Source organism: Sphingopyxis sp. SCN 67-31 (assembly GCF_001725095.1).
Window position 1 is genome coordinate 1 of sequence record NZ_MEFH01000143.1, and the last position, 924, is coordinate 924.

Annotated in this window: 2 pseudogenes; one reads left to right on the plus strand and one right to left on the minus strand. The window is 70.8% G+C overall.

From position 1 onward, the window contains the following. Window positions 1–171, plus strand: a pseudogene (locus ABS88_RS21715) (ribonuclease D); the annotation flags it as partial. Window positions 172–195: 24 nt separating this feature from the next. Here ABS88_RS21715 and ABS88_RS21720 read toward each other — a convergent pair. Beyond that, a pseudogene (locus ABS88_RS21720) lies at window positions 196–924 on the minus strand (Ppx/GppA family phosphatase); the annotation flags it as partial.

A 924-nucleotide genomic window follows, 5' to 3' on the forward strand; every position in this document is an offset into this window, starting at 1 on the left:
CTCGCGGCGGGGCGCCGTGACGATATCCCGATGATGCGGGGCTGGCGCTACGACGTGTTCGGCCACGCCGCACTCGACCTCGTCGAAGGCCGCGTCGGCTTTGCGGTCAAGAACGGCAAGCTGGTCATGAGCGAGATCGAAGCCCCCGCCCCGGCCGAAACCGACGCCTGAGGGCGCGCTCCCTCGCTGCCCTGCTTAGAGCAGCACCAGCTCCGGCTTGACCCCGAACGCCTGCGCCAGCGCGCGCAGGCGCCGGTCGACCGATTCGCCCGCCAGATGATGCCAGCCGGGATCGAGGCTGAGCCGCAGCTTGCCGTCGTCGAGTGCGATGGCGCTCGCCTTGAGCGGCGCCTCCACCCCCCCGGTGAGCCGCTGCGCCAGCCGGATGGCAAGCCCCCACTGCCGCGCCCGGTCGATGCGGTCCGCCGGAACGAGGCTGGTCATTGCGGGAAAATCGACGTCGGCGCCGCCGAACCCGGCGTGCAATGCGCGCGCGAGCAGGATGCGGCCGGGAATGTCGATGCTGCGCCAGTTGCCGTGCAGTCCGATCTCGGTCCCGCGTTCGGCACGGAAATCGGGGTTGGCCGACCAGGCGACATCGCTGAGCAGGCTGGCGGCGAGCCGGATGCGGCTGTCGCTCGCCTCCTCATTGGCGAATAGCGGCGCGATCCACTCGGCGATCGCGCGGCCGTGCGGGGCGAAGCGAGCAAGTCGCCGTCCCTCGAACTCGGCCGCGACGATCAGCGGATCCTGCGCCCGGGTCGCGGGGTCGAGCGCCTGATAGAGCAGCCCTTCGCGCAGTCCCGATGAGGAGACGGTCATCTCGGGCACGTCGATGATATTGACCAGCGCCGCGAGCAGCGCCGCGGCATCGGGGAGCGTTGCAGCGCGGTTCGACGCCATGCCCGGAATCGCGCGCAACTC